Here is a 23,854-nt window from a genome sequence, read left to right as displayed (position 1 = left end):
GCTTACCCGGCGTACTGCATGGTGGCCCACCACCCGGCATTGGCTTCAATTTCGCCCTGCGCGTTGACGTGGGGGTAAGGCAATTTTTTCTGCTTCGCAACGCGAGCCAGCACCGGATAACCACCTTCAAACAGCAGGCGCTGCTGTTCCTCTTCCGGCAGCATGCTGTTGCTGCGCTCGTACATTCCGGCGTTCTGACGCTGGCGCTGCGCTTCATACAGAATGAGCGCGGACGCCACGGAGACGTTGAGAGACTGGACCATGCCGATCATCGGAATGATGATGTCACGATCCGCCAGATCCAACGCTTCCTGGGTGATCCCGGTTTTCTCCTGACCCATCAAAATGCAGGTCGGGCGGGTGTAGTCGATCTCGCGGAAATCTACGGCTTTAGCGGACAGGTTAGTGGCGAGGATCTGCATCCCGCGCCCTTTCAGGTGCGATACGGCTTCGCCAATGGTGTGATGATTTTTGACAGACACCCAGCTGTTGCTGCCTGCCGCCGCCGAGACCGTATTGCGCATACGGCCGTCCGGCCAGACGGCGTGCACTTCATGCACACCGACGGCATCTGCGGTACGGACGATAGCAGAGACGTTATGAGGTTTATGTACCTGCTCCATGCAGACCGTCAGGTCAGGCTGACGCCTGGCGAGCATTTCGCAGATACGTGCATAACGTTGTGAATTCATAAACCTAGTTTCGGTTTCGGGTGACTTTAATCACGTCCGGCATGACGCGGATCTTGCGCATAATATTCGCCAGATGCACGCGGTCACGGGCGGTCAGACGAATAAAGGCGCTGTACACGCGGCCATCTTTTTCTTCCGTATTCAGGCTCTGAATGTTGGATGAAGCCGTGTTGATCGCTGCCGTCAGGTTCGCCAGAGCACCCTGATGGTTGAACATATCCACCTTAATTTCGGTGATAAATTCCTGCGCGGTCTCTTTATCCCACTCGACCGCCATAAACTTCTCGGCTTCTTTCTGGTAGCCGCGAATGTTACGACAGGACTCGTGGTGGATAACCAGCCCTTTACCCGGGCTGACATGCGCAATAATCGGGTCGCCAGGAATTGGACGACAGCATTTTGCGAAGGTGATCAGCACCCCGTCTGCGCCTTTAATCGGCAGGTGTCCGTGGCTTTGCGTGGTTGCAGGCACCGCTGTCGTGTCGCCTTGCTGCAGATTCTTCGCCACCACCACGCTCATGGCGTTGCCGAGGCCAATCTCTGCCAGCAGGTCGTCAAGCGACGCAAGCTTCATGCGCTCCAGCTCACGCTGGACGTTCTCCTGCGGAATTTCAGCCAGCTTACGGCTGCCACCCAACGCGTGGTTGAGCAGACGACGCCCCAGGCTGACGGAATCATCGCGCTTGAGGTTTTTCAGCAGCTGACGAATTTTGGCGCGCGCTTTGGAGCTCACGACAAAGTTCAGCCAGGCCGCGTTCGGACGTGCGCCCGGTGCGGTAATAATTTCTACCGTCTGGCCGCTGGAGAGCGGTTGAGACAGCGGATAAGGCTGTCTGTCGACGCGCGCGCCGACGCAGGCATGCCCGATATCGGTGTGCACGGCGTATGCGAAGTCGACAGGCGTTGCGCCAGCAGGCAGTTCGACAATGCGACCTTCTGGTGTGAAAACGTAAATCTCATCCGGGAAGAGATCGGATTTAACGCTCTCGATAAATTCAAACGAGCTACCCGCACTCTGCTGAAGCTCCAGCAGGCTCTGCATCCAGCGCTGGGCACGGATTTGTGCGGTCGTGCTGCTTTCGCCACCGTGCTCTTTATATGCCCAGTGTGCGGCAACACCCATCTCTGCCATCTGGTCCATGTCTTCGGTGCGAATTTGCACCTCAACAGGCACGCCGTGTGGCCCGATCATCGAGGTGTGCAAAGATTGATAGCCGTTCGCTTTTGGAATGGCGATGTAATCTTTCATGCGGCCCGGACGCGGTTTGTAGAGGCTGTGCATCTGCCCCAGCACGCGATAGCAGGTGTCCGAGTCGTGGACAATTACGCGGAAGGCGTAGATATCCATGATCGAGTGAAAACGCTGCTCCTTGAGCACCATTTTGCAGTAAATGGAGTACAAATGTTTTTCGCGACCGCTGACGCGGCACGGAATTCCAGCTTCCTGTAAGCGCCCTTCAATTTCCGAGAGGATTTTTTGAATCATCTCTTTACGGTTACCGCGTGCGGCTTTCACCACCTCTTTAATCACGCGATAGCGGTTCGGGTACAACGCTTCAAAACCCAACTCTTCCAGCTCGGTTTTAATGTGGTGAATACCTAAACGGTGCGCCAGCGGACTGTAGATTTCGAGGGTTTCGCGGGCAATGCGGCGACGTTTATCCGGGCGAAGTGAGCCCAGCGTGCGCATGTTGTGGGTACGGTCAGCGAGTTTGATGAGAATGACGCGGATATCCTGCACCATCGCCATAATCATCTTGCGGAAGTTTTCGGCTTGCGCCTCTTTCTTGTCGCGGAAATTCAGCTTATCAAGCTTAGAGACCCCTTCCACCAGTTCGGCAACGCTTTTGCCAAACAGCTGTTCCATGTCCTGATAGGTGGCAGGGGTATCTTCGATCACGTCATGCAGCAGAGCGGCCATCAGCGTTTCGTAGTCGAGTTTCATCTCGGCCAGAATACAGGCCACCGCTACCGGGTGCGTGATATAGGGTTCACCGCTTGAACGTGTCTGGCCCTCGTGAGCGTCACGTGCAACGAGATACGCCTGCTGAAGACGCTTAATCTGGTCTTCAGGCAGGTAGGTTTGAATCAGTTGATTCAGGCTTTCAAACAGATACAAGGGCGACCCGCAGGTTTAATTAACGACGACCTTCAGCAATAGCGGTTACGGCCTGCAGTTCTGCGGCTTCCTGCTCTTGCTGCTCCTGGCGCTCACGCACGTCGAGGATCTGGTTGTTGATCAGACCTTCTTCGATTTCGCGAAGTGCAATAACGGTGGTTTTATCGTTTTCTTCCGGTACCAGCGGATCTTTACCGCCTACCTGCATCTGACGAGCGCGACGCGCGGCGACCAGCACCAGGTCAAAACGGTTACCAATTTTCTCTACAGCGTCCTGAACAGTTACGCGTGCCATACTTAAAATGCTCCACAGGTGAAGAAATGACTGGGCATGATACTGAAAGTGGGTTCAGTCTGCCAACAGTTTGGTGATTAATGCGTCATGTCGCTGCTTCTGGCGGCTCATACGCAGACGTTCTGCACGAAGAATGGTTTTGAGATCGCTCAGTGCGGCATCAAAATCATCATTCACAATAAGGTAATCATATTCCGCGTAATGGCTCATTTCTGCAACAGCCTGTTCCATACGCTTTGCGATCACTTCTTCGCTGTCCTGACCGCGGCCACGCAGGCGGCGATCCAGCTCATCTTTCGATGGCGGTAAAATAAAGATACTGCGCGAATCAGGCATTTTCTTACGAATTTGCTGTGCGCCCTGCCAGTCGATATCCAGGAACACATTCACGCCCGTGGCCAGAACCTGCTCAATGGTTTCACGCGAGGTACCGTAGTAATTACCGAATACTTCAGCGTGTTCAAGAAACGCGTCTCTGCCAATCATCGCTCTGAATTCGTCGTGATCCACAAAGAAATAGTGTTCACCGTGCACTTCACCCGGACGCGGCGCTCGCGTGGTGTGAGAAACAGAAACCTGTGTGTCGTACAACGGTTGGGTTTTTAACAGTGCCTGAATAAGGCTGGATTTACCCGCGCCACTAGGGGCAGAAACAATATAAAGCGTGCCTTGAGCCATGAGAGTCTTTTGTATGTGTTAACGAAGAAGTCCTACATACGGGCTTATTATACACGTCACCGCCGTGTGACGTAGCCTTTGTCACACTTTTTCCCCTGGATTATTGAATTTTGCGTGCCGTTTTCAGGTTTTATCTGTGGTTTTCAGCAACCAAAAGAAACACCGGATAGCGTCTCGCATTGTGAAACGTTGCCGTTAGCGTTGTTTCAGGCATCCGGGTATACCTCCTGCAATGCAAAGGAGGGGTAGCGATGTGGCGATGGATAAGCGGGTTAATGCTGTTGTGGTGTGGCTATGGCGCGGCGGTGTGTCCGGTGTGGTCGCAGGCAAAAGCAGAGAAAGAGATGGCGTCGTTAAGCGCGCAAATCAAACGCTGGGATGAGGCCTACTGGAAGCAGGGCGTGAGCGAGATCAACGACGAGGTTTACGACCAGCTTCACGGGCGGTTAACGCAGTGGCAGCGCTGTTTTGGCAGCGAGCCTTCAGAAGAGAAACTCCCTGCACTGGCGGGAAGCGTAAAACATCCTGTTGCCCATACGGGCGTACATAAAGTGGCCAGCAAAGAGGAGTTGAGACAGTGGATGCGTGTCCGAAAGCATCTGTGGCTGCAGCCGAAAGTTGATGGTGTGGCGGTGACGCTGGTCTATCGTGACGGGAAGTTAACCCAGGCTATTAGTCGCGGTGATGGCCTCAAAGGGGAAGACTGGACCGGGAAGGTACGTTTAATCCCGTCTGTTCCGCAAAATCTCACCGGCGCGCTGGCGAATAGCGTCTTGCAGGGCGAGCTTTTCTGGTTGCGTGACAACCACATTCAGAGCCAGTTGGGCGGAATGAACGCTCGCGCAAAGGTGGCGGGGGCGATGATGCGGCAAAAGGATAACTCGCTATTGAGCAAGATCGGCGTATTCATCTGGGCCTGGCCGGACGGACCGAAAGATATGAGTACCTCTTTAGCTGAACTGTCTCAGGCCGGTTTTCCGTTGTCGGCACGGTACACGCTACCCGCTGAGTCTGTCGATGCCGTCGAGAAGCAGCGCGCGGCCTGGCACGTGACCGCATTACCCTTTGCCACGGATGGCATTGTGGTGCGTTCGGAGGATGAACCTGCGGGCGAAGAGTGGTTACCGGGAGAAGGCCACTGGGTTGTCGCGTGGAAATATCCTCCCGCAGCTCAGGTCGCTGAGGTGAGCGGTATTCATTTTTCCATGGGGCGCACGGGCAAAATTTCCGTTGTAGCAGCGCTGGAACCCGTGCAACTGGATGATAAACAGGTGCAGCGGGTGAGTCTGGGCTCGGTTGGGCGCTGGCAGAGTCTGGATATTGCTCCGGGGGATCAGATACAGATCAGCCTGGCCGGGCAGGGTATCCCCCGGTTTGATAAGGTGCTCTGGCGCGGGACTGACAGACATAAACCAGAGCCACCGGCCTCACGCTATCATGCTCTTAGCTGTTTCTATGCTTCGCCGGAGTGTATGGAGCAGTTCTTTGCCCGGCTGACCTGGCTCAGTTCAAAGCAGGTATTCGATATTGAAGGATTAGGCGAATCAGGCTGGCGGACCCTCTGGCAGGCACATCGTTTTGAACATCTCTTTTCATGGCTGTTATTAACGCAGGCGCAGCTGCAGGCTACACCGGGGTTTTCCTCAGCACGCGGGCTGGCGCTCTGGCACCGATTTAATCTGGTGCGCGAGAAGCCGTTTATCCGCTGGCTCATGGCAATGGGTGTGCCATTGACCCAGGCTTCGCTGAAGGCGATGGGAGACATATCGTGGCAGAAGATGAGCGGGCGCAACGCAAAGGGCTGGCAGACCCTGCCGGGAACGGGAGAGGAGAAAGCGCGACAAATCGTAAACTGGATTCACGCGCCTCAGATTGATGTGCTGGCGAAATGGCTCGCTGAACAGCACATCAACGGGTTCTGAAGCTAGTGGGCGCTGTGTTTGTAATGAAAAACGGGCAGCCCGAGCTTCAGACGCAGCGCCAGCATGCGGGCCGTAAAGCCAAACAGCAGCGTTGAGATGACCACCACATCATGGTTTGAAACGTAATGCTGCAGGGCCATATAGAGCACCGCTGCCGCAAAGGAGATGCCGGCATACAGCTCTTTTTGAAAGACCAGGGGGATGCGTTTGCAGAACATATCGCGCAGCACGCCGCCGAATACGCCCGTGACCACGGCAGCAATGGTGGCGATAACCGGTCCTTCCCCCATATCGAGCGCGATTTGCGCGCCGATGATCGAAAATACGATCAGCCCCAGCGCATCAAGCACCAGGAACAGGCGGCGAAGATGGGGCATAACGGGCGCCACGATGGTGGTTAACACGGCGGCCGTCGCAACAATAATCACATACTCAGGGTGTTTAACCCAGCCGAGCGGGTAATGGCCAAGCAGGATATCGCGCACGGAACCGCCGCCCAGTGCGGTCGCGGTAGCAATAATGATTACGCCGAAGGTGTCCATACGGCGACGTCCGGCGGCAAGTGCGCCGGTCATGGCTTCTGCGGTGATGCCAATGAGATAAAGGATGTGAAGCAGCATATACCCTCCGGTGTGAACGCGGGGGAGGTTAGCGATTTGTGCGCGAGATCACGATTGAGATTTTCTAAGGCGAGTCAGTTTGCCCTATAAATTTTTATCAAGTTCTATAGAGAAAGCTTGATGAAAGGCGGTAAAACGACAAAATGGACGTTGAGATGGATTAAAAATAGTAATGGGTGGTGCATTCGACACCACCCGAAAAGCATTACTCGATGTTCTGGATCTGCTCGCGCATCTGTTCAATCAGCACTTTGAGCTCAATCGCTGAATTCGTCACTTCTGCATTGATCGACTTAGACGCCAGGGTGTTCGACTCGCGGTTGAACTCCTGCATCATAAAGTCCAGACGGCGGCCCACAGCTTCTTTTTTCTTCAGAATGTTGTAGGTTTCTTTAACGTGCGCTTCCAGACGGTCCAGCTCTTCAGCGACATCGATACGCTGCGCCATCAGCACCAGCTCTTGTTCCAGGCGGGTGTTTTCCAGCTGAACTTCCGCTTCTTCCAGTTTGGCGACAAGGCGCTCGCGCTGCCATTGCAGCACTTCTGGCATATGGGTGCGGACTTTCGCTACTTCGGTGCTCACGCCTTCAAGACGCTGCTCAATCATCGCTTTCAGCGCCTGGCCTTCGGTTTCGCGGGCAACGATAAAGTCGTCCAGCGTGCCGTCGAGAGCTGCCAGGATTTCAGCGGCAATGGCGTCCAGATCCTGCTCACCGGCGGCCATAACGCCAGGCCAGCGCAGAATATCAACCGGGTTGATTTCGCCTTCATCGCTCTGCATTTTGACCCAGTTCGCCGCATTCACGAGCTGTTTTGCCAGTTTTTCGTTGAGGATGAGCTCGCCCTGTGCGCTCGCATCAGGCTCAAAGCGCAGGTTACATTCCACTTTTCCGCGCGTCAGACGCGTACGGATACGTTCACGTACGACAGGCTCAAGGCTGCGGAACTGCTCCGGCATACGGAAATACGTTTCCAGGTAACGCTGGTTTACCGAGCGCATTTCCCATGTGGCGCTACCCCAGCTACCCTTGATTTCACGCCGGGCGTAGGCGGTCATACTGCGGATCATAGACATTCCCGTTTTTAAAGGAGAGATGGGGGGATTATAGCTTTCGGGGGCTTCTCAGGATAGGAATAAGCGTCCTTTATCCGTATAATGCGCAGCCACATTCGTTTCAAGCCGGAGAATCCATCATGCGTCCATCAGGCCGTAGCGCCAATCAGGTGCGTCCCGTCACCCTGACCCGTAACTATACAAAACACGCTGAAGGCTCCGTGCTGGTTGAGTTTGGTGACACTAAAGTGCTGTGCACCGCCTCCATCGAAGAAGGCGTTCCGCGCTTCCTGAAAGGTCAGGGCCAGGGGTGGATCACCGCAGAATACGGCATGCTGCCGCGTGCGACCCATACCCGTAATGCCCGTGAAGCGGCAAAGGGTAAGCAGGGCGGCCGTACCATGGAGATTCAGCGTCTGATCGCGCGTGCGCTGCGCGCCGCCGTTGACCTGAAAATCCTTGGCGAATTCACCATCACTCTCGATTGCGACGTGATTCAGGCTGACGGTGGCACGCGTACCGCGTCCATTACCGGCGCCTGCGTGGCGCTGGCCGATGCCCTGAACAAGCTGGTTGCGGCCGGTAAGCTGAAAACCAACCCAATGAAAGGCATGGTTGCGGCGGTTTCTGTCGGTATCGTTAACGGCGAAGCGCTTTGCGATCTGGAATACGTTGAAGATTCCGCAGCCGAAACCGACATGAACGTGGTGATGACCGAAGACGGTCGCATCATTGAGGTGCAGGGCACGGCGGAAGGCGAGCCGTTCACCCACGAAGAGCTTCTCTCCCTGCTGGCGTTGGCCCGAGGGGGAATCGAATCCATTGTAACGACGCAGAAAGCGGCGTTAGAAAATTGATTTTAAAGGCGACCAATGAGTCGCCTTTTTTTTGCCTGTAAGACAGAAAAACCAAAGGAGCAAATCCATGAAATCGTATCAGCGCCAGTTTATTGAGTTTGCGCTTAACAAGCAGGTACTTAAGTTTGGCGAATTTACGCTGAAATCCGGGCGTAAGAGTCCCTATTTCTTCAACGCCGGGCTGTTTAATACCGGGCGCGATCTGGCACTGTTAGGCCGTTTCTATGCCGAAGCGCTGGTGGATTCCGGGATTGATTTTGACCTGCTGTTTGGCCCGGCCTATAAAGGCATTCCGATTGCGACCACCACCGCGGTGGCGCTGGCGGAACACCATGACCGCGACGTGCCGTACTGCTTTAACCGCAAAGAAGCTAAAACCCATGGTGAAGGCGGGAATCTGGTCGGCAGCGCGCTGCAGGGCCGCGTCATGCTGGTCGATGACGTGATTACCGCGGGTACGGCGATCCGCGAATCAATGGAGATTATCCAGGCCAACGGTGCGACGCTTGCTGGCGTGCTGATTTCTCTGGATCGTCAGGAGCGTGGTCGCGGTGAAATTTCCGCTATTCAGGAAGTCGAACGCGATTACAGCTGCAAAGTGACGTCGATTATCACCCTGAAAGACCTGATTGCGTATCTGGAAGAGAAGCCCGAGATGGCGGACCATCTGGCGGCGGTACGTGCATACCGGGAAGAGTTCGGGGTGTAATTAAATTGCCCGGTGGCGCTACGCTTACCGGGCTTACGGATTACTGCAACTGAGCAGCCACTAATGGCCAGCGGGCGTCAAAATCGTCCGTTGGACGGTATTTGAATTCGCTACGCACAAAGCGGGAGAGCATCCCTTCACAAAACGCCAGAATCTGGCTCGCCAGCAGCGTTTCATCAATGGTGTAACCTTCGCCTTCACGCATTTTCTTTTCGCGCAGTACCTGGCGCAGCTGCGCTTCAATACGCTCGAAAAGCTGGTTAATGCGGCCCTGCAGTCTGTCCTGTTCAAACATCAGCGCGTGGCCGGTGAGGATACGGGTTAAGCCCGGATTGCGTTCACCGAAGCCCAGGATTAACAGCACAATCAGACGCAGACGCGCGGTCGTGTCTTTTTCGTCTTTCAGAATCAGGTTGATGCGCGTGATCAGGCTGTCTTCAATAAACTCGATCAGACTGTCGAACATCCGGGTCTTGCTCGGGAAATGACGGTACAGCGCCGCCTCAGACACGCCTACAGAGGCGGCCAGTTTAGCGGTGGTGATGCGTTGACTGCCATCGCTGGATTCAAGCATCAGAGCCAGAGATTGAAGTATTTCTTCGCGACGATTCCTTTTCGCGGTTTGTTTTTCTGCCATGTTACAAAATACCCCTGAAAATAAGCACTTGCCAGGCTGGCATCCACACAGCGACCGCAAACGGGCGTTTGCGGTTTGTTATTGCATTATGACGCTGTGAGATACGTGTCTTTCGGGCCGTTATTTGCGCCCGGAATGGCCGAAGCCGCCTTCGCCACGGTCGGTGGCGTCAAAGTCTGCCACCAGGTTAAATTCTGCCTGCACCACCGGTACAAAGACCATCTGGGCGATACGCTCGCCAGGTTCAATGGTGAAGCTGTCCTGACCGCGGTTCCAGACGGAGACCATCAGCTGACCCTGGTAGTCGGAGTCGATCAGGCCGACCAGGTTACCCAGCACAACGCCGTGCTTATGGCCCAGACCAGAACGCGGCAGGATCACTGCTGCCAGAGACGGGTCAGCAATGTGAATCGCCAGGCCAGTTGGAACCAGGGTAGTGGCACCCGGAGCCAGTTCTACGGCGTCATCGAGACAGGCGCGCAGGTCAAGACCGGCAGAGCCGGAGGTGGCATAGGTTGGCAGCGGGAATTGCTCGCCAACACGCGGGTCCAGAATCTTAACGTCGATTTTTTTCATCATAACGGGTAACGATCTCGTCCAGTAATTGTTGGCCCAGGAGTTCCTTGCGCTCAAGCGGTAAGACTTTATCTCCATCCTGCCAGAAAAGGTGCAGTGCGTTGCTGTCGCTGTTAAATCCTTGTGTGGCCAGCGATACGTCGTTCGCGCAAATCAAATCGAGGTTTTTGCGGGTACGTTTTTGCCGGGCATATTCTTCCACATTATTCGTTTCTGCGGCAAACCCAACAACGTATGGACGATGGCTTTTTAGTGCGGCGACACCGGCGACAATGTCCGGGTTTTTCACCATTTTTAGTGTTAATTCATCGCCTTGCTTTTTAATTTTAGCCTCGGCGATAGTCTCGGCACGATAGTCTGCGACGGCCGCACAGCCGATAAAAATCTGCTGGCTTTGCGCATGTGCCTGCACGGCGGCTTCCATCTCCAGCGCGGTGGTGACGTCAATTCGCTTCACAAACGCAGGGGTAGGCAGCGATACCGGGCCGCTCACCAGCGTGACGTTCGCGCCACGCCTTGCGGCGGCGGCGGCAATCGCAAAGCCCATTTTGCCGGAGCTGTGGTTGGTGATGTAGCGCACCGGATCCAGCGGCTCGCGCGTGGGGCCCGCGGTAATCATGATGTTGAGATGTTGCAGATCGTTGACAGGCGAAAAATGGGCTGCGGCCATATCAACAATCGTCAGCGGATCAAGCATGCGACCCGGGCCAACGTCGCCGCAGGCCTGGCTGCCGCTGTCCGGACCCCAGATAAGCAGGCCGCGTGAGGCCAGCGTCTCAAGATTATGCTGGGTGGCCGCGTTACGGTACATCTGCTGGTTCATGGCAGGAACGACGGCAACAGGCGCAGGCGTGGCCAGACAAATAGTGGAGACCAGATCGTTTGCCATACCGGCCGCAACCCGAGCGATTAAATCAGCCGTGGCGGGGGCGAGGATAACCAGGTCTGCCCATTTTCCCAGCTCAATATGGCCCATCGCGGCTTCGGCGGCCGGATCGAGCAGGCTGTCAGATACCGGGTATCCTGAAACGGCCTGCAGGCTCAGGGGAGTGATAAAGGCTTTACCGCCTTCGGTTATCGCGACCCGCACGTCAGCTCCGCGCTCGCGCAGACGACGCACCAGCTCCGGCGCTTTATAAGCAGCAATGCCGCCGCTCACGCCAAGAACGATTTTTTTACCGGCCAGGCTCATCATGATTCTTTCCTGTTGGGTTTCACCAGAGAGCGGGCATTTTATCACAATCCCCAAAGCGGGGTGATTTTGTCCTTCGACCACTTTGCGAGGCGCTACGCAAGAACGCAATGTGGCCGTCGAGCGACGGATTGGCCTGTGGCAGCATGAGGTTAAAAAGGGGAGAAAGAGCATGGAAGAAGAGGATGAGGAGCTGCTGCCGCGCGAAAAACTGCTGCGCTATGGCGTTACCCTGTTAAAAGACGATGAACTGCTGGCGCTCTTTTTACGTACCGGAACGCCCGGAAAAACGGTATTTACGCTGGCAAAAGAGCTGATCGCACATTTCGGTTCGCTGTACGGTTTATTGACCGCCGATATGGCGCAGTTTAAGCACGTTGAGGGAATTGGCGTGGCGAAATATGCCCAGCTGAGGGGCATTGCTGAACTTGCCCGCCGTTTTTACAATGTCCGCATGGAGAAGGAAGATCCGATCCTGACGCCTGAAATGACGCGCGAATTCCTGCAAAGCCAGTTAACCGATATCGAACGCGAGATCTTTATGGTGATCTTTGTCGATAACAGAAATCGGGTGCTGAAACATAGCTGTCTCTTTGCGGGCACGTTGAGTCACGTTGAGGTGCATCCGCGTGAAATTGTGCGGGAAGCGATAAAAGTGAATGCAGCGGGCGTGATCCTCGCGCATAATCACCCCTCTGGCTGTGCAGAACCGAGCAGAGCGGACAAAGAAATCACCGAACGCATTATCAAATGCTGTCAATTCATGGACATTCGTGTGCTGGACCATTTGATAATTGGCCGCGGTGAGTACATTTCTTTCGCAGAACATGGCTGGATTTAGGCTATTTCTCGCGATCCATCGGGATCTTTGTCTGTTCGGGACTTGAGCACACCGCCGAGTCAGCGTATACTACGCCACCTTTGAGAATCTCGGGTTTGGCATTTGGGCCTGGCAATCGAGAGTTCACTTAGAACTATGCGATGACCGGGCTGTAAAGCCTGACGAGGCGCCGATACCCCATACGAAGCTCGAGCTAATTTGATTTTTGGAGAATAGACATGTCCCGAGTCTGCCAAGTTACTGGCAAGCGTCCGGTGACCGGTAACAACCGTTCCCACGCACTGAACGCGACTAAACGCCGTTTCCTGCCGAACCTGCACTCTCACCGTTTCTGGGTTGAGAGCGAGAAGCGTTTTGTCACCCTGCGCGTATCTGCTAAAGGTATGCGTGTAATCGATAAGAAAGGCATCGATACAGTTCTGTCCGAACTGCGTGCCCGTGGCGAAAAGTACTAAGTACTTAAAGAGGAAATAAATCATGGCTAAAGGTATTCGCGAGAAAATCAAGCTGGTTTCTTCTGCTGGTACAGGTCACTTCTACACCACCACGAAGAACAAACGTACTAAGCCGGAAAAACTGGAACTGAAAAAGTTCGATCCAGTTGTACGCCAGCACGTACTGTACAAAGAAGCTAAAATCAAATAATTTTAGTCTCCTTGTATCGAAAAACCCCGCAACTGCGGGGTTTTTTGCATTCTGAATCTCAACGGAGGAACCATGCCAGAATTACCTGAGGTAGAAACCAGCCGTCGCGGCATTGAACCCCATCTGGTCGGCGCGACGATTCTTCACGCGGTGGTCCGCAATGGACGTCTGCGCTGGCCGGTGTCCGATGAGATCCATGCCCTGAGCGATAAACCCGTCCTTAGCGTACAGCGCCGCGCTAAGTACCTGCTGCTGGAGTTGCCCGACGGCTGGATTATTGTCCATCTGGGGATGTCCGGGAGCCTGCGCATTCTTACCGAAGAACTGCCTGCGGAAAAGCACGACCACGTCGATCTGGTGATGAGCAACGGCAAAGTGCTCCGTTACACCGACCCACGGCGCTTTGGCGCGTGGCTGTGGACGAAGGAGCTGGAAGGTCATAACGTGCTGGCGCATCTGGGCCCGGAACCGCTTTCAGACGCGTTTAACGCGGAATACCTCAAGGCGAAGTGTGCGAAGAAGAAAAGCCCGATTAAGCCCTGGCTGATGGATAACAAGCTGGTGGTCGGCGTGGGGAATATCTACGCCAGCGAATCGCTGTTTGCGGCGGGGATCCATCCCGATCGGCTGGCCTCTTCGCTGTCGGCGCAGGAGTGCGAGCTGCTGGTCCGGGTGATTAAAGCCGTATTACTTCGCTCGATTGAGCAGGGCGGGACAACGTTGAAGGACTTCCTGCAAAGTGACGGCAAGCCGGGCTATTTTGCCCAGGAGCTGCAGGTGTATGGCCGTAAAGGCGAACCGTGCAGAGTCTGCGGCACGCCAGTGATTGCCACGAAGCACGCCCAGCGCGCCACGTTTTACTGCCGTCAGTGCCAGAAATAGGGTTACTTTAGCTTTTCCATCAATGCCTGGTGGACGTTAGTCGGCAGGAAATGGGTGACGTCGCCGTGATGACGCGCCACCTCTTTTACCAGCGTGGAAGAGATAAACGACCACTCTTTGGAGGGCATCAGGAACACGCTCTCCAGCTCCGGCATCAGGTGGCGGTTCATGTGCGCCAGCTGCATCTCATACTCGAAGTCTGCCACCGCGCGCAAACCACGGATCAGAATATTGGCCTGCTGAGCGCGGGCGAAGTTTGCCATCAGGTCGCTAAACCCGACCACCTCAACATTCGGCAGATGCGAAATGGCATCGGTGGCGAGCTGTACGCGCTCGTTGAGATCAAACATTGGCTTTTTGCTGGGGCTGGCGGCAATGGCCAGGATCACCTTGTCGAACATGCACGCCGCACGGGTGATGATATCAAGATGACCGTTGGTGATCGGATCGAAGGTACCCGGATAAATCGCTTTTGTGCTCATGGCTCACGTTTTCTCTGAGTAGCCGCGGCAGAGCGCCCACAGCTCGGTGTATTTGTTGAAAGTATACTGGGCATTCACAACCGCGAGTAACCAGCCCTGCTTGCCGTCCAGGACGCCACCACGCAGCAGCAGCGTTTTCAGGAACGCGCCCAGCGTGTGGGTGAAGATACCCGTCAGCGAGGCCTTCTTGCCGCGCTGGTGACGCTCCTGAGCCCATGCGGTGGCATAGTTGAGCTGTTTACGCTGGAAGCTCGCGAAATCACGACAGGTCAGGTGCAGCAAATCGCCCGTCAGGGGAATGACCAGGGCGCTATCGCAGCTCAGGGATTCATGCACCAGATTGTCGTTGTATTGATACCGCTCGCGCTCGTAGAGGCGCATCACGCGGTCAGGGTACCAGCCGCTGTGGCGCATAAAACGGCCAAGAAAGTAGTTGCGGCGGGCAATGCTGTACACGGCGCCAGGCTGGGGCGAGGAAAGCACAGCCTGAATGGCCTGCTGAAGCTCAGGCGTGATGCGTTCGTCGGTGTCGAGCATCAGGACATAATCACCTGTGGCATAGCCCTGCGCGCGCTGGCGCTGGATGCCATAGCCCTGCCAGTCAGCGTCGACAAAGACTTTTGCGCCCGCTGCCCGGGCAACGTCCACCGTGTTGTCCGTGCTTCCGGAGTCAAGAATGACTATCTCGTCAGCCCAGTCAACCGACGCCAGGCAATCCGGAAGCAGGTCGGCGGCGTTTTTGGCGATCATCACGACCGACAGACGCGTTGACATCAGTGGCTCCGCTGGGGCAGATAAGGTTGCAGAAGCTGCAGCAGTCGGGTCAGTGCGCCCTGGTTCTGGTGCAGCACTTCGACGGCATGGCGCCCGTACCACAGGCGATAATCTTCGTCAGTCAGAAGGGTCGATACCTCTTTAACCACCGAATCCGCATCGGTCACGGTAATTAAACCATCGGCCTGCTGTAGTTTCGCGCAGATATCTTTGAAGTTAAACGTGTGCGGCCCCATCAGCACCGGAATAGCGTGGGCTGCCGGCTCCAGCGGGTTATGACCGCCGCGCTCGACCAGGCTGCCACCGACAAACGCGAGGTCAGCAATGCCGTACAGCAGCATCAGCTCGCCCATCGTATCGCCAATCACCACCTGGGTGCTGCCGGAAGGAATTTCACCGCTGCTGCGCAGCGTGAAGCTGAAGCCGCCTTTCTGCACCATTTCACGGGCATCTTTAAAACGCTCCGGATGGCGAGGCACGAGGATCAGCAATAAATCAGGGAATTTTTCCAGCAGCTTGCGGTGAGCCTGCAGGATGATTTCTTCTTCGCCATCATGAGTACTGGTGGCAATCCAGACCTGACGACGCGGGGCCCACTGGCGACGCAGCGTGATCGCACGGGCGGCGAGTTCAGGGGTAACGGAAATATCGAATTTCAGGCTGCCCGTTACCGCAAGCTGGTTGCGTTTCAGGCCCAGAGAGATAAAGCGTGCCGCATCTTCTTCGTTCTGCGCGGCAATCAGCGTAATTTTGCTCAGCAGGCGGCGCATAAACTTACCCAGCTTGCCGTAACCTTTCGCCGAGCGATCTGACAGGCGGGCGTTGGCAATGACCAGCGGGATTTTACGGGCATGCAGGGCGGAAATCATATTCGGCCACAGTTCGGTTTCCATCACGATCACCAGCTTCGGGCGAACGGTATTCAGGAAACGATTCATGGCGCAGGGCAGATCGTAAGGCAGATAGACGTGCTGCACGTCTTTACCGAAAGCGGATAACGCGCGCTCCGAGCCGGTTGGCGTCATCGTCGTGACGGTGATTGGCAGCGAAGGGTAGCGGTGACGCAGGGCGCGAACCAGCGGGATCGCCGCCAGCGTTTCACCGACAGAAACGGAATGCAGCAAAATACCGTCCGGTACGACTTTATTGCGGCAGAAGCCATAGCGTTCAGCCCAGCGTTTACGATACGCAGGCGCTTTTCGGCTACGAAGCAACAGTCTCAGCCACACCAGTGGCTGAATGATGTAGAGCAGAGCGGTATACAACAATTCCAAGCGATTATCCGTTTTTTTAGTTTCGGCGGGCAAATTCTAAGCATTTAGGCCAGGTAAAGCTATCTCTTATGCCAGATACCGTTTCAAACGGAAATAACGTCGACCCAGCCGCCAGCGCAGACGCGGACTTTTTGCACTTTTCCAGATGAGTTTCCAGATGCCTGTTTCGAAGAACTCTTTAATAATCATTGATTTCTTCTTCTCATCCTTCATGTTGTCGAAGGTGTGAATAATGCCCAGGCCCTCTTTGGCAATTTGCCAGTGGCAGGCAGGGATCCCTTTCACTTTATCCGGGTAGCGCTGATTGATGGCGTCGAGCATCTGCAGGATTTTCATGTAGTGACGCGCGGAACGAATCAGCGTGTCGTCATTGTCCGGCATATGGGACACCGATGCAGAGTGAATGTAGTAGTCGTAATAACGTTCACTGGTGTACTGAACCCGCTCTGCCGCAAGCAGCACTTCGGTGGTCCACGGGATATCCTGATGGCGCAGGCCGGGTTCGAAATGGAAATTGTGTTTACGGATAAAGTCGTGGCGATAGATGTTCAACCAGGTGACGTGAAGGAATTTACGAGAGTCCAGCGCCATTTTTAACCACGCAGGGCCAGCCATGACCCCTGTCGAAGCCAGTTTGTCTTCAGGGAAGATCGGGCGCGAGGGTTTCTTGTTATTCTCCCAGACGTAGTTCCCGTTACAGGTGGCGACATCCAGATCCTGCGTGACGGCCATATCCAGCAGGTGTTGGTACATGCCGGGTTTAAAGACATCATCAATATCCGGGAAAGAAAGATATTGACCCGTCGCAACGGCCAGACCGGTGTTACGCGCGATGGATACGCCCTGGTTTTGCTGTTCTATGACCTGCAGCTGCGGCAGTTTTTCTCGCCAGTTTTCGACGATCTCCATCGAGCGGTCAGTAGAGCCGTCATTGACAATGATGACTTCCATGCTGTCGATGCGTTGATTGACAAGGCAGGTAAAGAACTGATCCAGGAAAGCTTCACCGTTATAAACGGCAACCACCACGCTTAACAATGGGGCTGAATTTTGCATAAGAAACCTGATTATTTTTGATTGTCGACCAGAGCAACATATTGCTGGCAAATGGCATTGATACCGAACGACGCGATGGTTGTATCGCCAACGACCGGCGGGGCGGTATAAATATCCGCCAGCGTTTTTGCCAGTGACTCGTCATTTAACTCTGCCAGCCCGCGCGCTAAAGCGCCGGTGAGGATTTCGGCAGGGCCTCCGGGGCAATTTGTACTGACCGGTGGCGTCTGGCAGATAATGGCTTCGACCAGCACATTACCAAAACCTTCGCAGTCAGAACTTAACACTAAAAGGCGTGCCTCTTTAATCCAGGGATAGGGATTAGACTCGAACGGGCGGAAAACCGTTTTGTTTTCAATACCCAGCTCGGCAGCAAGCTGCTTGAGTTTTTGAATTTGAGCGTCAGATCCATTGCCCATCATGACCAGCGTGGTGTCAATTTTACTCAGGGCGAACGCACGTAAGAGTCGGTCGTGGCGTTTGTGCTCATGGAAGCGGCCAACATGAATAATGTAATCCTTTCCCTGCATCTCGAAGGGCGCATCCGCCAGACGCTGAATTTCAGGAATATCGAAAGGATTATGGATAACCGCTTTGCGTCGAAGATTGAGCGACAGCGTCTCGGAAAGATCTGTCAACACGGCGCCTGAGACGGCGACAACGTTGCGGTTTTCGTAGGTATGACGAATTTTAAGATGTTTAAACCAGCGCGAAAGTCCGCTGCGATGGCGAAGATAGGAGAACGAGAACATGCCGTGCACGCAGAACCAGACTTTATCACGTTCCAGCGCGCGGCAGTGCGACACAATGCGGTCGGTTTTGTGCAGGTGAGAGAACACCACATCAAATTTGCCGCTGCGCTCAGCTTGCTCAATCGCCTGATCCAGCAGTTGGGCGCGGCGTGGGATTTCCGTCAGCTTTCGCCACGGTTTTTTACATGTGTCCTGAACAACCTGATAATCGATGCCGTCCGGGATGGCGTAGTCGCACACTTTCCGCAGAGAGAATAGAGAGACCTGATGTCCCATTTCTATTAATCCACGGGAGAGTGTAAGAACCGTTTTTTCAGCTCCTCCACCGGGTAAACCATCAATAATCATTAGGATGCGCATTTTTAATCCAGTAATTTTTGATAAAGCGTAATAAGCTGACTTGATAGTTTTTCGGGAGTGGCGTCTTTTACACGTTCACGTGCCGCTCGTCCCATATTGTTATTTTTTTCCAGTGAAGGAATGGCGGCTACCGCTTCCTTCAGTGTACTGATATCAAGTGCGTCACAATAAAATCCGTTCTGGCCTTGTTGAATAAACTCTGCACCACCGCAACTCTCTGAAGTAATGACGGGCAAGCCGCAGGCCATCGCTTCAAGAATGACGTTAGGAAAGGGATCATACAGCGTTGGCAACAGTAAACCATCGGATAGCTGATAAAAAGGCAGAGTTTCTTTTTGCACCCCCAGGAAACGGATTTGCCCCTCGCAGCCTAACGAACGGGCGAGGTCGCGATAACGACGTTCTGCTTTATCTTGCCCAACCACAATCAGCCAGGCTGATGTTCCAGCGATAGCGCGTATGGCGCTGGCTAATCCTTTTCGTTCAAACCCTGAGCCAACAAAACAGAGCACAACGGCATCGGCTGGCAAACCAAATTGCTGGCGCAGCATCGCACGCTGTGCCTCCTGGGCCGGAACGAAGCGGCTGGAATCAATAGAATTATAAATCACATGAATTTTATTTGCGTCAATATCAAAGTCTTCAACGATTTCGCGTTTGATCATCTCCGCATTACAGATTACGGCTTTCAACTCAGGCGCCTGATACATTTCCCGTTCCGCACGCATCACGTAGCGGTGATAGCGGTCATACATCAGCATTTGCGCACGCCAGGCAGGTAAAATACGTGCGCGCTGCAGCAGCCAGCGACGATGCACCCCATCACCCGCGCGATAGATATCACAACCCGGGATGCGCTCATGGCTTTGAACAATATCAAACTGCTGTTGCTGCCACAGCGCGCGCGCGGCCTGTGCAAATCCGCGCTCTCGACTGATGCGGCCCCATTTTTGAGGGTTGCAAATATGGATATGCCAGTCGTCTTGCTTCTCTCCCTGCCACTCACGCGTGATGACGTTGAGCTCAAGGTTCTGATTGCTCAGCGCGGTGAGAGCGCGCGAAACGAAGCGTTCCGCTCCGCCATCAGGGCGATACTTTTGGCGAACAATGGCCAGACGATGGTTTTTCATGACAGATATCTCCTTGCGGCGGAGACGACAGCATCAACGGGAATGGCGTCGAGATAGCGTTCTTTCGTTTTGGTATCAATGGCATCCGGATCGGGTAGCGGGCCGTAATCGCCGGCCCAGATGACTTCACCGTTGACTTGCCATGGAGACCAAAACGTGAGTTTAGAAGGACCAAACAGCGCCACGCAGGGTGTTTGCAGCGCGGCGGCCATATGCATTGGAACGGAGTCAACGCCGATAAAAAGACGCGCATGATCGATAAGTGAGGCCAGCTGGCGCAACGTTAGCTGGCCCGCCAGCGAGACGACTCCCGTCTTTGGCGAGGCGGCGAGAATGCGATCGATCATCGCCAGCTCTTTTTTATCCGGCCCCGCGGTGAGCACAACCGTATGACCATCCTGCTGCAGTGCAGTAATGGTTTGCGCCATTTTGTCTTCGCTCCAGCATTTAAAGAACCAGCGGGACGTCGGCTGGATCACGATATAGCTGTCACCCACAGCCGTCTGCGTCAGCTTTTGGCGGGCATGATGCCAGTCTTCTGCGGTGTAAGCCATGGTGACGGCAGGCTGCGGCGCGACCGGTAATGGCGCCAGAATGGAAAGATTCTGTTCGACCGTATGCAGGGATTTGTGGCCGTCGACAGAGACCAGATCGGTGTGACAAAAACGCCAGAATGCACTGTTGCGTTTGTTAAACGCGAATCCGAGGCGAACGGGTGCACCGGTGAAACGGGTGACGATCGCGCTACGCCATTGATCGGCAAGGTTAATCACCAGATGATAATGCTGATTTCTTAACGCACGCAGCAACTGCCACTCTTTTTGAAGATGCTTGAGCGTGCCAAGCTGTTTCCATTTACGATCGATTCCATAAATTGTACCGATCGCCGGATGCGCGGCGAGCATATCGCGCGTTTCTTCATACAGCAGGACATCAATCTGCGCCTGCGGCCATTTTTGACGTAGCGAATCAATGACGGGAGTGGTCAGCAACATGTCGCCATGATGGCGGAGTTTGATAAGTAAAATGCGCAAATCAGGTGTGTCAGGTAAGTTATTCATCATCATCTTATCGGCGTTGTACTGATGGCAATTCTAATAGACCTGATAGCGACTTGCACTCTTTCTCCATAATCTCAGTAATTTCCCTGGAAGGGTTTACTCATGCTTTGGAGAGTGCGTAACATAGCGCTAACTTTCCTGTCTTGCGGACTCATTATGAACAAACCAGCGTTTATCATCACAATTGATACTGAGGGCGATAATCTCTGGCAAAATCACCGCGTCATTAAAACGGAAAATGCGCGTTATCTGGCGCGTTTTCAGGCGCTTTGTGAGCGTTTCGGCTTTAAGCCCGTGTGGCTGACCAATTACGAGATGGCGATCGAACCCGTTTTCATCGAATTCGCCAGGGACACAATCGCCCGCGGTCAGGGGGAGGTGGGAATGCACCTTCACGCATGGAATAGCCCGCCGGAACACGATCTCACGGGCGATGACTGGCGATGGCAGCCTTATCTGGTTGAATTTTCGGATGAGGTGATGCGCGAAAAAGTGCTGTTCATGACCCGCCTGCTGGAAGAGACCTTCCAGACCAAAATGTTAAGCCACCGTGCCGGACGTTGGGCATTTGACAGTCGCTACGCAAAATTGCTCGTTGAACTGGGTTACCAGGTGGATTGCTCCGTGACGCCACGCGTGAACTGGCGCAATGCGAAAGGCGCCCCGCAGGGTAATGGCGGAACGGATTATCAGCATTTCCCCGACCACGCCTATTTCATGGATTTAGACAATATTTCCCGGGCAGGCAATAGCCCATTACTCGAAGTGCCGATGAGCATTCAGTATAAACACCCGTCGTGGTTGAACACGATCAAACAGGGTTACGACAGGCTTCGCGGTAAATACCGCTCTCCCTCTGTGAACTGGCTAAGACCGTCCGGTGGGAATGCGGCGCAAATGATTCAGGTCGCACAGCAATGCCTGTCGCAGGGAAGTGAGTACGTGGAGTTTATGCTTCATTCGTCGGAATTTATGCCTGGCGGAAGCCCAACGTTTAAAGATGAGGCGGCGATTGAAGGGTTGTATCAGGATTTAGAAACGCTCTTTAGCTGGTTATCAGATAAGACGGTAGGGATGACGCTGGCGGAGTTTTATCAATACAAGAAAAAATAATGCCCGCCAGGCGGGCATTATCATTAGCGTTGCCTGGTTTGCGAAAAGGGGGTACTCAGCGCAAACACGGTGACAAAGAAGATTAAAGCTTCAGAACTCAACAGTATGACGTCAGTCAGGCCATAGAGTAATAAAAGAAGCATGGTCGTCAGCAGCAGGCCATTTCTGTTTTTAAGGGCGTAAGCGATCATCGATATATAGAAAAACACTAATATCGCCAGCCCTGGGATCCCCTGCAGAGAATATTTTTCAATAAACTCATTGTGCAGATGCACCCTGATAAACTCGAGTGCAGCCGCGAGGTGTGGGTGCCCATTTTTCACATATTGCTGTGTCCATATTTCGCGGTCTTCAACTGACTGCCCTAAAGGATGGGCCAGCCCGTTTTGAATGCCAACACTCCACATAGAAAAACGTGCGCCGAGTGAGGTTGCATCATAGCCTTTCTGATAACTTTCAACTTCAGCTTGTGTTTGTTGTATCTTAGGTAAGATTAATGGCTTGTAGCTAACGATAACAATACCCGCCACAATACATAAGAAAATCAGCGTAGATTTAAGGTGGATTCTTCTGAAGTGATAAAGCGTGAGTACAATCGCCAGGAGTAGATATAACCCCATTGCGGCACGGGTGCCCGTTAGAAGAATGACGAAATAAGATATTAAGATGATAAGTCCTGCGGCTACATACAGTTTGATATTTTTCTGTAGATAAAGGCTATATACAAACGCCAGTGACAATACAGAATAAACATAGGCCGACACGGTCGCACGGTTTATGGCCATCTCGATACGCCCCATACCCTGTGAAGCCTGCCATAAGCCATAGCCAGTGGCGAGTATAAACCCTGCACCAGAGGCGTATAAAAAATATTTCTGGAAGGATGCTCTATCAATATAAGACTTAAACCGGTCAAGGTAAAAAATGAGAATACTTGCCAGAATTAATTTTTTACTTGCACCGAGATAATCGCTATAAACGTTCAGACCTTCGCTATGATATTCATACACCAGATACCAGCCAAGATTAAGCAGGCCAATCAATAAAATCGGCAATGCGATAGAAAAAGGACGCACTGTGATTTTTTTAAATTCGCACGCCAAGCCGATAATGCTGGCATAAATCGCAATATAGAAAAACTCCCGCTGCTTACCTGAACTCAGCAGCGCCAGCGCAAGCGAAATAAGGCTCAAAATCAGCGTCAGCTGATAAAGCCGCAGTTTTACTTTTTCCATAATGCCTCAATGACCCTTTTTTTGTAGCTGAAACGTACATCTTTGGTGAAGAAGAAAGAGAGAGAATAAAGTGCATTGACCCGCTGTTTAACCAGTTTGAGTTGCTGGTCAGTCAGATGCTGTCGGTGGTTTCTGTAGATATCAAACCAGTGACAATTCACAAGATGCTTAAAAGAACGAGGGAATGTTTTTTCCATTTGTAATGTGCAATCAACCAGCGTAGCGATTTTACTGGCGTCGAGACGGCTCGACAAACTGTCGTTACGTTTGATGTAATAATAGTGTCCCTGACGCTGATAGACTATTTTACTCGATTGCATCAGCATGCCGGGAAACACGGCGAAATCTTCATAACAAATCATCGAAGGAATCGGGTTATTTACATACAATTTCCGATGAATGAATTGCCCTATGAGATGTGCCTGAAAATCTTTGTGCTGCAGGAACCGCTTTATTGCCTCATGTTGTGACAAAGCAACAGGAGAGAACCCCTGCCAGTCGGCTGTAATTTTTTTGGTGTCGCGAATTTCCAGCAGGCGCGTCAGGAGCATTTCAGGGCGCTCTGATTTGAGAAACGCCACAGCGTCCCTGATGCTGCCCGGTTTCATCCGGTCATCGCTATCCAGCATGGTGATGTATTCACCTGTGGCCAGCGAGAGGGCACTGTTTCGAACATGGCCTACGTTACGGTACTCGACGTATCGGGATTGCGCATTCGGAAGTATTGGCAGCCACGCTTCAATAATATCCTGCGTTGAGTCATTGGAACTGTCGTTAAAGATAATGATCTCTACATCATCCCCCGCACCCTCAATCGCGTTTTGCAGGCTTTCTAGCGTGGTGTGAAGCGTATCTTTGGCGTTATGCGCGGCAATAATGATGCTTAGAAAAGCCATAA

26 protein-coding genes are annotated in these 23,854 nt (G+C 53.6%); 8 read left to right on the top strand and 18 right to left on the bottom strand.

From position 1 onward, the window contains the following. Positions 1–2: 2 nt before the first annotated feature. From trmH to gmk, 4 genes are read right to left on the bottom strand one after another with little or no spacing between them, the layout of a single operon-like run. Positions 3–692 (bottom strand): tRNA (guanosine(18)-2'-O)-methyltransferase TrmH, encoded by a 690-nt coding sequence (gene trmH, locus ACERY3_RS19420; protein ID WP_205905709.1) that lies wholly within the window; start codon positions 690–692, stop codon positions 3–5. A gap of 4 nt (positions 693–696) precedes the next feature. Beyond that, positions 697–2,811, bottom strand: coding sequence for a bifunctional GTP diphosphokinase/guanosine-3',5'-bis pyrophosphate 3'-pyrophosphohydrolase (gene spoT / locus ACERY3_RS19415; protein WP_023309883.1), 2,115 nt, complete (start codon positions 2,809–2,811; stop codon positions 697–699). Positions 2,812–2,830: 19 nt separating this feature from the next. Continuing rightward, positions 2,831–3,106 carry a DNA-directed RNA polymerase subunit omega gene (rpoZ, locus tag ACERY3_RS19410; protein ID WP_000135058.1) on the bottom strand — a complete coding sequence of 92 codons (276 nt, stop codon included), beginning with the start codon at positions 3,104–3,106 and terminating at the stop codon, positions 2,831–2,833. 54 nt (positions 3,107–3,160) lie between these two features. Further along, positions 3,161–3,784: a guanylate kinase gene (gmk, locus tag ACERY3_RS19405; RefSeq protein ID WP_010426438.1), complete on the bottom strand. Its 624-nt coding sequence runs from the start codon at positions 3,782–3,784 to the stop codon at positions 3,161–3,163. A 251-nt stretch (positions 3,785–4,035) separates the two neighbouring features. Here gmk and ligB point away from each other — a divergent pair, with 251 nt between their 5' ends. Further along, complete coding sequence (gene ligB, locus ACERY3_RS19400; RefSeq protein WP_058841847.1) at positions 4,036–5,706, top strand: NAD-dependent DNA ligase LigB; 1,671 nt, start codon at positions 4,036–4,038, stop codon at positions 5,704–5,706. A gap of 2 nt (positions 5,707–5,708) precedes the next feature. Here the strand turns inward: ligB and ACERY3_RS19395 are convergent, their stop codons facing one another. Together ACERY3_RS19395 and ACERY3_RS19390 are read right to left on the bottom strand one after the other, a co-directional pair. Next, complete coding sequence (locus ACERY3_RS19395; RefSeq protein WP_058841848.1) at positions 5,709–6,326, bottom strand: trimeric intracellular cation channel family protein; 618 nt, start codon at positions 6,324–6,326, stop codon at positions 5,709–5,711. A gap of 205 nt (positions 6,327–6,531) precedes the next feature. Continuing rightward, on the bottom strand, positions 6,532–7,395 hold the full coding sequence (locus ACERY3_RS19390; protein ID WP_023309886.1) for a YicC/YloC family endoribonuclease: 864 nt from the start codon (positions 7,393–7,395) through the stop codon (positions 6,532–6,534). 125 nt (positions 7,396–7,520) lie between these two features. Between ACERY3_RS19390 and rph the strand changes: the two genes are divergently transcribed. Continuing rightward, entirely contained in the window at positions 7,521–8,237 is a 717-nt protein-coding gene (gene rph, locus ACERY3_RS19385; RefSeq protein ID WP_010426431.1) for a ribonuclease PH, read from the top strand. 67 nt (positions 8,238–8,304) lie between these two features. Continuing rightward, complete coding sequence (gene pyrE / locus ACERY3_RS19380; protein ID WP_010426430.1) at positions 8,305–8,946, top strand: orotate phosphoribosyltransferase; 642 nt, start codon at positions 8,305–8,307, stop codon at positions 8,944–8,946. Positions 8,947–8,986: 40 nt separating this feature from the next. Here pyrE and slmA read toward each other — a convergent pair whose 3' ends face one another. From slmA to coaBC, 3 genes are all read right to left on the bottom strand, one after another. Continuing rightward, positions 8,987–9,583, bottom strand: coding sequence for a nucleoid occlusion factor SlmA (slmA, locus tag ACERY3_RS19375; protein WP_010426428.1), 597 nt, complete (start codon positions 9,581–9,583; stop codon positions 8,987–8,989). A 120-nt stretch (positions 9,584–9,703) separates the two neighbouring features. Beyond that, complete coding sequence (gene dut, locus ACERY3_RS19370; protein WP_008502691.1) at positions 9,704–10,162, bottom strand: dUTP diphosphatase; 459 nt, start codon at positions 10,160–10,162, stop codon at positions 9,704–9,706. After that, on the bottom strand, positions 10,140–11,351 hold the full coding sequence (gene coaBC, locus ACERY3_RS19365) for a bifunctional phosphopantothenoylcysteine decarboxylase/phosphopantothenate--cysteine ligase CoaBC (protein ID WP_087823747.1): 1,212 nt from the start codon (positions 11,349–11,351) through the stop codon (positions 10,140–10,142). Before coaBC ends, dut begins: the two co-directional genes overlap by 23 nt. Positions 11,352–11,523: 172 nt before the next feature. On the opposite strand from coaBC, the gene radC reads away from it, so the two are divergent. The 4 genes from radC to mutM all read left to right on the top strand — a co-directional run bounded on the left by radC (position 11,524) and on the right by mutM (position 13,719). Beyond that, the gene (gene radC, locus ACERY3_RS19360) at positions 11,524–12,192 is read left to right on the top strand and encodes a DNA repair protein RadC (protein WP_064673818.1); all 669 of its coding nucleotides are present in this window, start codon (positions 11,524–11,526) and stop codon (positions 12,190–12,192) included. Positions 12,193–12,410: 218 nt separating this feature from the next. After that, on the top strand, positions 12,411–12,647 hold the full coding sequence (rpmB, locus tag ACERY3_RS19355; protein ID WP_002436699.1) for a 50S ribosomal protein L28: 237 nt from the start codon (positions 12,411–12,413) through the stop codon (positions 12,645–12,647). Positions 12,648–12,669: 22 nt separating this feature from the next. Then, positions 12,670–12,837, top strand: coding sequence for a 50S ribosomal protein L33 (gene rpmG, locus ACERY3_RS19350; protein WP_003024094.1), 168 nt, complete (start codon positions 12,670–12,672; stop codon positions 12,835–12,837). Between the two features lie 72 nt (positions 12,838–12,909). Beyond that, positions 12,910–13,719, top strand: coding sequence for a bifunctional DNA-formamidopyrimidine glycosylase/DNA-(apurinic or apyrimidinic site) lyase (gene mutM / locus ACERY3_RS19345; RefSeq protein ID WP_058841852.1), 810 nt, complete (start codon positions 12,910–12,912; stop codon positions 13,717–13,719). A gap of 2 nt (positions 13,720–13,721) precedes the next feature. Here the strand turns inward: mutM and coaD are convergent, their stop codons facing one another. The 7 genes from coaD to rfaQ form a co-directional block, all read right to left on the bottom strand. Continuing rightward, positions 13,722–14,201, bottom strand: coding sequence for a pantetheine-phosphate adenylyltransferase (gene coaD / locus ACERY3_RS19340; RefSeq protein ID WP_023334018.1), 480 nt, complete (start codon positions 14,199–14,201; stop codon positions 13,722–13,724). 3 nt (positions 14,202–14,204) lie between these two features. After that, positions 14,205–14,975: a glycosyltransferase family 2 protein gene (locus ACERY3_RS19335; RefSeq protein WP_058841853.1), complete on the bottom strand. Its 771-nt coding sequence runs from the start codon at positions 14,973–14,975 to the stop codon at positions 14,205–14,207. Further along, complete coding sequence (waaA, locus tag ACERY3_RS19330; protein WP_058841854.1) at positions 14,975–16,249, bottom strand: lipid IV(A) 3-deoxy-D-manno-octulosonic acid transferase; 1,275 nt, start codon at positions 16,247–16,249, stop codon at positions 14,975–14,977. The genes ACERY3_RS19335 and waaA overlap by 1 nt, the downstream gene beginning before the upstream one ends. 66 nt (positions 16,250–16,315) lie before the next feature. Beyond that, positions 16,316–17,305, bottom strand: coding sequence for a glycosyltransferase (locus ACERY3_RS19325; RefSeq protein WP_045887675.1), 990 nt, complete (start codon positions 17,303–17,305; stop codon positions 16,316–16,318). Between the two features lie 11 nt (positions 17,306–17,316). Continuing rightward, positions 17,317–18,417, bottom strand: coding sequence for a glycosyltransferase (locus tag ACERY3_RS19320; protein WP_058841855.1), 1,101 nt, complete (start codon positions 18,415–18,417; stop codon positions 17,317–17,319). Positions 18,418–18,419: 2 nt separating this feature from the next. Beyond that, on the bottom strand, positions 18,420–19,547 hold the full coding sequence (locus tag ACERY3_RS19315) for a glycosyltransferase family 4 protein (RefSeq protein ID WP_045143053.1): 1,128 nt from the start codon (positions 19,545–19,547) through the stop codon (positions 18,420–18,422). Continuing rightward, positions 19,544–20,614 carry a putative lipopolysaccharide heptosyltransferase III gene (rfaQ, locus tag ACERY3_RS19310; RefSeq protein ID WP_072196584.1) on the bottom strand — a complete coding sequence of 357 codons (1,071 nt, stop codon included), beginning with the start codon at positions 20,612–20,614 and terminating at the stop codon, positions 19,544–19,546. The genes ACERY3_RS19315 and rfaQ overlap by 4 nt, the downstream gene beginning before the upstream one ends. A 150-nt stretch (positions 20,615–20,764) precedes the next feature. Here rfaQ and ACERY3_RS19305 point away from each other — a divergent pair, with 150 nt between their 5' ends. Then, positions 20,765–21,721: a polysaccharide deacetylase family protein gene (locus ACERY3_RS19305; protein ID WP_373226281.1), complete on the top strand. Its 957-nt coding sequence runs from the start codon at positions 20,765–20,767 to the stop codon at positions 21,719–21,721. Positions 21,722–21,744: 23 nt separating this feature from the next. Here ACERY3_RS19305 and ACERY3_RS19300 read toward each other — a convergent pair whose 3' ends face one another. Both ACERY3_RS19300 and ACERY3_RS19295 read right to left on the bottom strand, forming a co-directional pair. Beyond that, positions 21,745–22,956, bottom strand: a complete 1,212-nt coding sequence (locus tag ACERY3_RS19300) for an O-antigen ligase family protein (protein ID WP_319877045.1) — start codon at positions 22,954–22,956, stop codon at positions 21,745–21,747. Further along, entirely contained in the window at positions 22,944–23,852 is a 909-nt protein-coding gene (locus ACERY3_RS19295; protein WP_058841858.1) for a glycosyltransferase family 2 protein, read from the bottom strand. The genes ACERY3_RS19300 and ACERY3_RS19295 overlap by 13 nt, the downstream gene beginning before the upstream one ends. Positions 23,853–23,854 lie beyond the last annotated feature (2 nt).

It is taken from the genome of Enterobacter cloacae complex sp. ESBL7, from assembly GCF_041679625.1.
GTDB lineage: Bacteria > Pseudomonadota > Gammaproteobacteria > Enterobacterales > Enterobacteriaceae > Enterobacter > Enterobacter asburiae_B.
The sequence above is the reverse complement of the archived record's forward strand: the minus strand, read 5'-3'. Positions and strand labels throughout refer to the sequence as shown.

Bases quoted from the DNA above. Each gene is read 5' to 3' on its own strand.
- trmH (WP_205905709.1), bottom strand. From the start codon at position 692: ATGAATTCACAACGTTATGCACGTATCTGCGAAATGCTCGCCAGGCGT.
- rpmB (WP_002436699.1), top strand. From the start codon at position 12,411: ATGTCCCGAGTCTGCCAAGTTACTGGCAAGCGTCCGGTGACCGGTAAC.
- ligB (WP_058841847.1), top strand. From the start codon at position 4,036: ATGTGGCGATGGATAAGCGGGTTAATGCTGTTGTGGTGTGGCTATGGC.
- rph (WP_010426431.1), top strand. From the start codon at position 7,521: ATGCGTCCATCAGGCCGTAGCGCCAATCAGGTGCGTCCCGTCACCCTG.
- rpmG (WP_003024094.1), top strand. From the start codon at position 12,670: ATGGCTAAAGGTATTCGCGAGAAAATCAAGCTGGTTTCTTCTGCTGGT.
- dut (WP_008502691.1), bottom strand. From the start codon at position 10,162: ATGATGAAAAAAATCGACGTTAAGATTCTGGACCCGCGTGTTGGCGAG.
- ACERY3_RS19390 (WP_023309886.1), bottom strand. From the start codon at position 7,395: ATGATCCGCAGTATGACCGCCTACGCCCGGCGTGAAATCAAGGGTAGC.
- coaBC (WP_087823747.1), bottom strand. From the start codon at position 11,351: ATGAGCCTGGCCGGTAAAAAAATCGTTCTTGGCGTGAGCGGCGGCATT.
- ACERY3_RS19305 (WP_373226281.1), top strand. From the start codon at position 20,765: ATGAACAAACCAGCGTTTATCATCACAATTGATACTGAGGGCGATAAT.
- ACERY3_RS19315 (WP_045143053.1), bottom strand. From the start codon at position 19,547: ATGAAAAACCATCGTCTGGCCATTGTTCGCCAAAAGTATCGCCCTGAT.
- coaD (WP_023334018.1), bottom strand. From the start codon at position 14,201: ATGAGCACAAAAGCGATTTATCCGGGTACCTTCGATCCGATCACCAAC.
- ACERY3_RS19295 (WP_058841858.1), bottom strand. From the start codon at position 23,852: ATGGCTTTTCTAAGCATCATTATTGCCGCGCATAACGCCAAAGATACG.
- ACERY3_RS19325 (WP_045887675.1), bottom strand. From the start codon at position 17,305: ATGCAAAATTCAGCCCCATTGTTAAGCGTGGTGGTTGCCGTTTATAAC.
- slmA (WP_010426428.1), bottom strand. From the start codon at position 9,583: ATGGCAGAAAAACAAACCGCGAAAAGGAATCGTCGCGAAGAAATACTT.
- rpoZ (WP_000135058.1), bottom strand. From the start codon at position 3,106: ATGGCACGCGTAACTGTTCAGGACGCTGTAGAGAAAATTGGTAACCGT.
- ACERY3_RS19395 (WP_058841848.1), bottom strand. From the start codon at position 6,326: ATGCTGCTTCACATCCTTTATCTCATTGGCATCACCGCAGAAGCCATG.
- ACERY3_RS19320 (WP_058841855.1), bottom strand. From the start codon at position 18,417: ATGCGCATCCTAATGATTATTGATGGTTTACCCGGTGGAGGAGCTGAA.
- rfaQ (WP_072196584.1), bottom strand. From the start codon at position 20,614: ATGATGATGAATAACTTACCTGACACACCTGATTTGCGCATTTTACTT.
- ACERY3_RS19335 (WP_058841853.1), bottom strand. From the start codon at position 14,975: ATGTCAACGCGTCTGTCGGTCGTGATGATCGCCAAAAACGCCGCCGAC.
- ACERY3_RS19300 (WP_319877045.1), bottom strand. From the start codon at position 22,956: ATGGAAAAAGTAAAACTGCGGCTTTATCAGCTGACGCTGATTTTGAGC.
- pyrE (WP_010426430.1), top strand. From the start codon at position 8,305: ATGAAATCGTATCAGCGCCAGTTTATTGAGTTTGCGCTTAACAAGCAG.
- gmk (WP_010426438.1), bottom strand. From the start codon at position 3,784: ATGGCTCAAGGCACGCTTTATATTGTTTCTGCCCCTAGTGGCGCGGGT.
- radC (WP_064673818.1), top strand. From the start codon at position 11,524: ATGGAAGAAGAGGATGAGGAGCTGCTGCCGCGCGAAAAACTGCTGCGC.
- mutM (WP_058841852.1), top strand. From the start codon at position 12,910: ATGCCAGAATTACCTGAGGTAGAAACCAGCCGTCGCGGCATTGAACCC.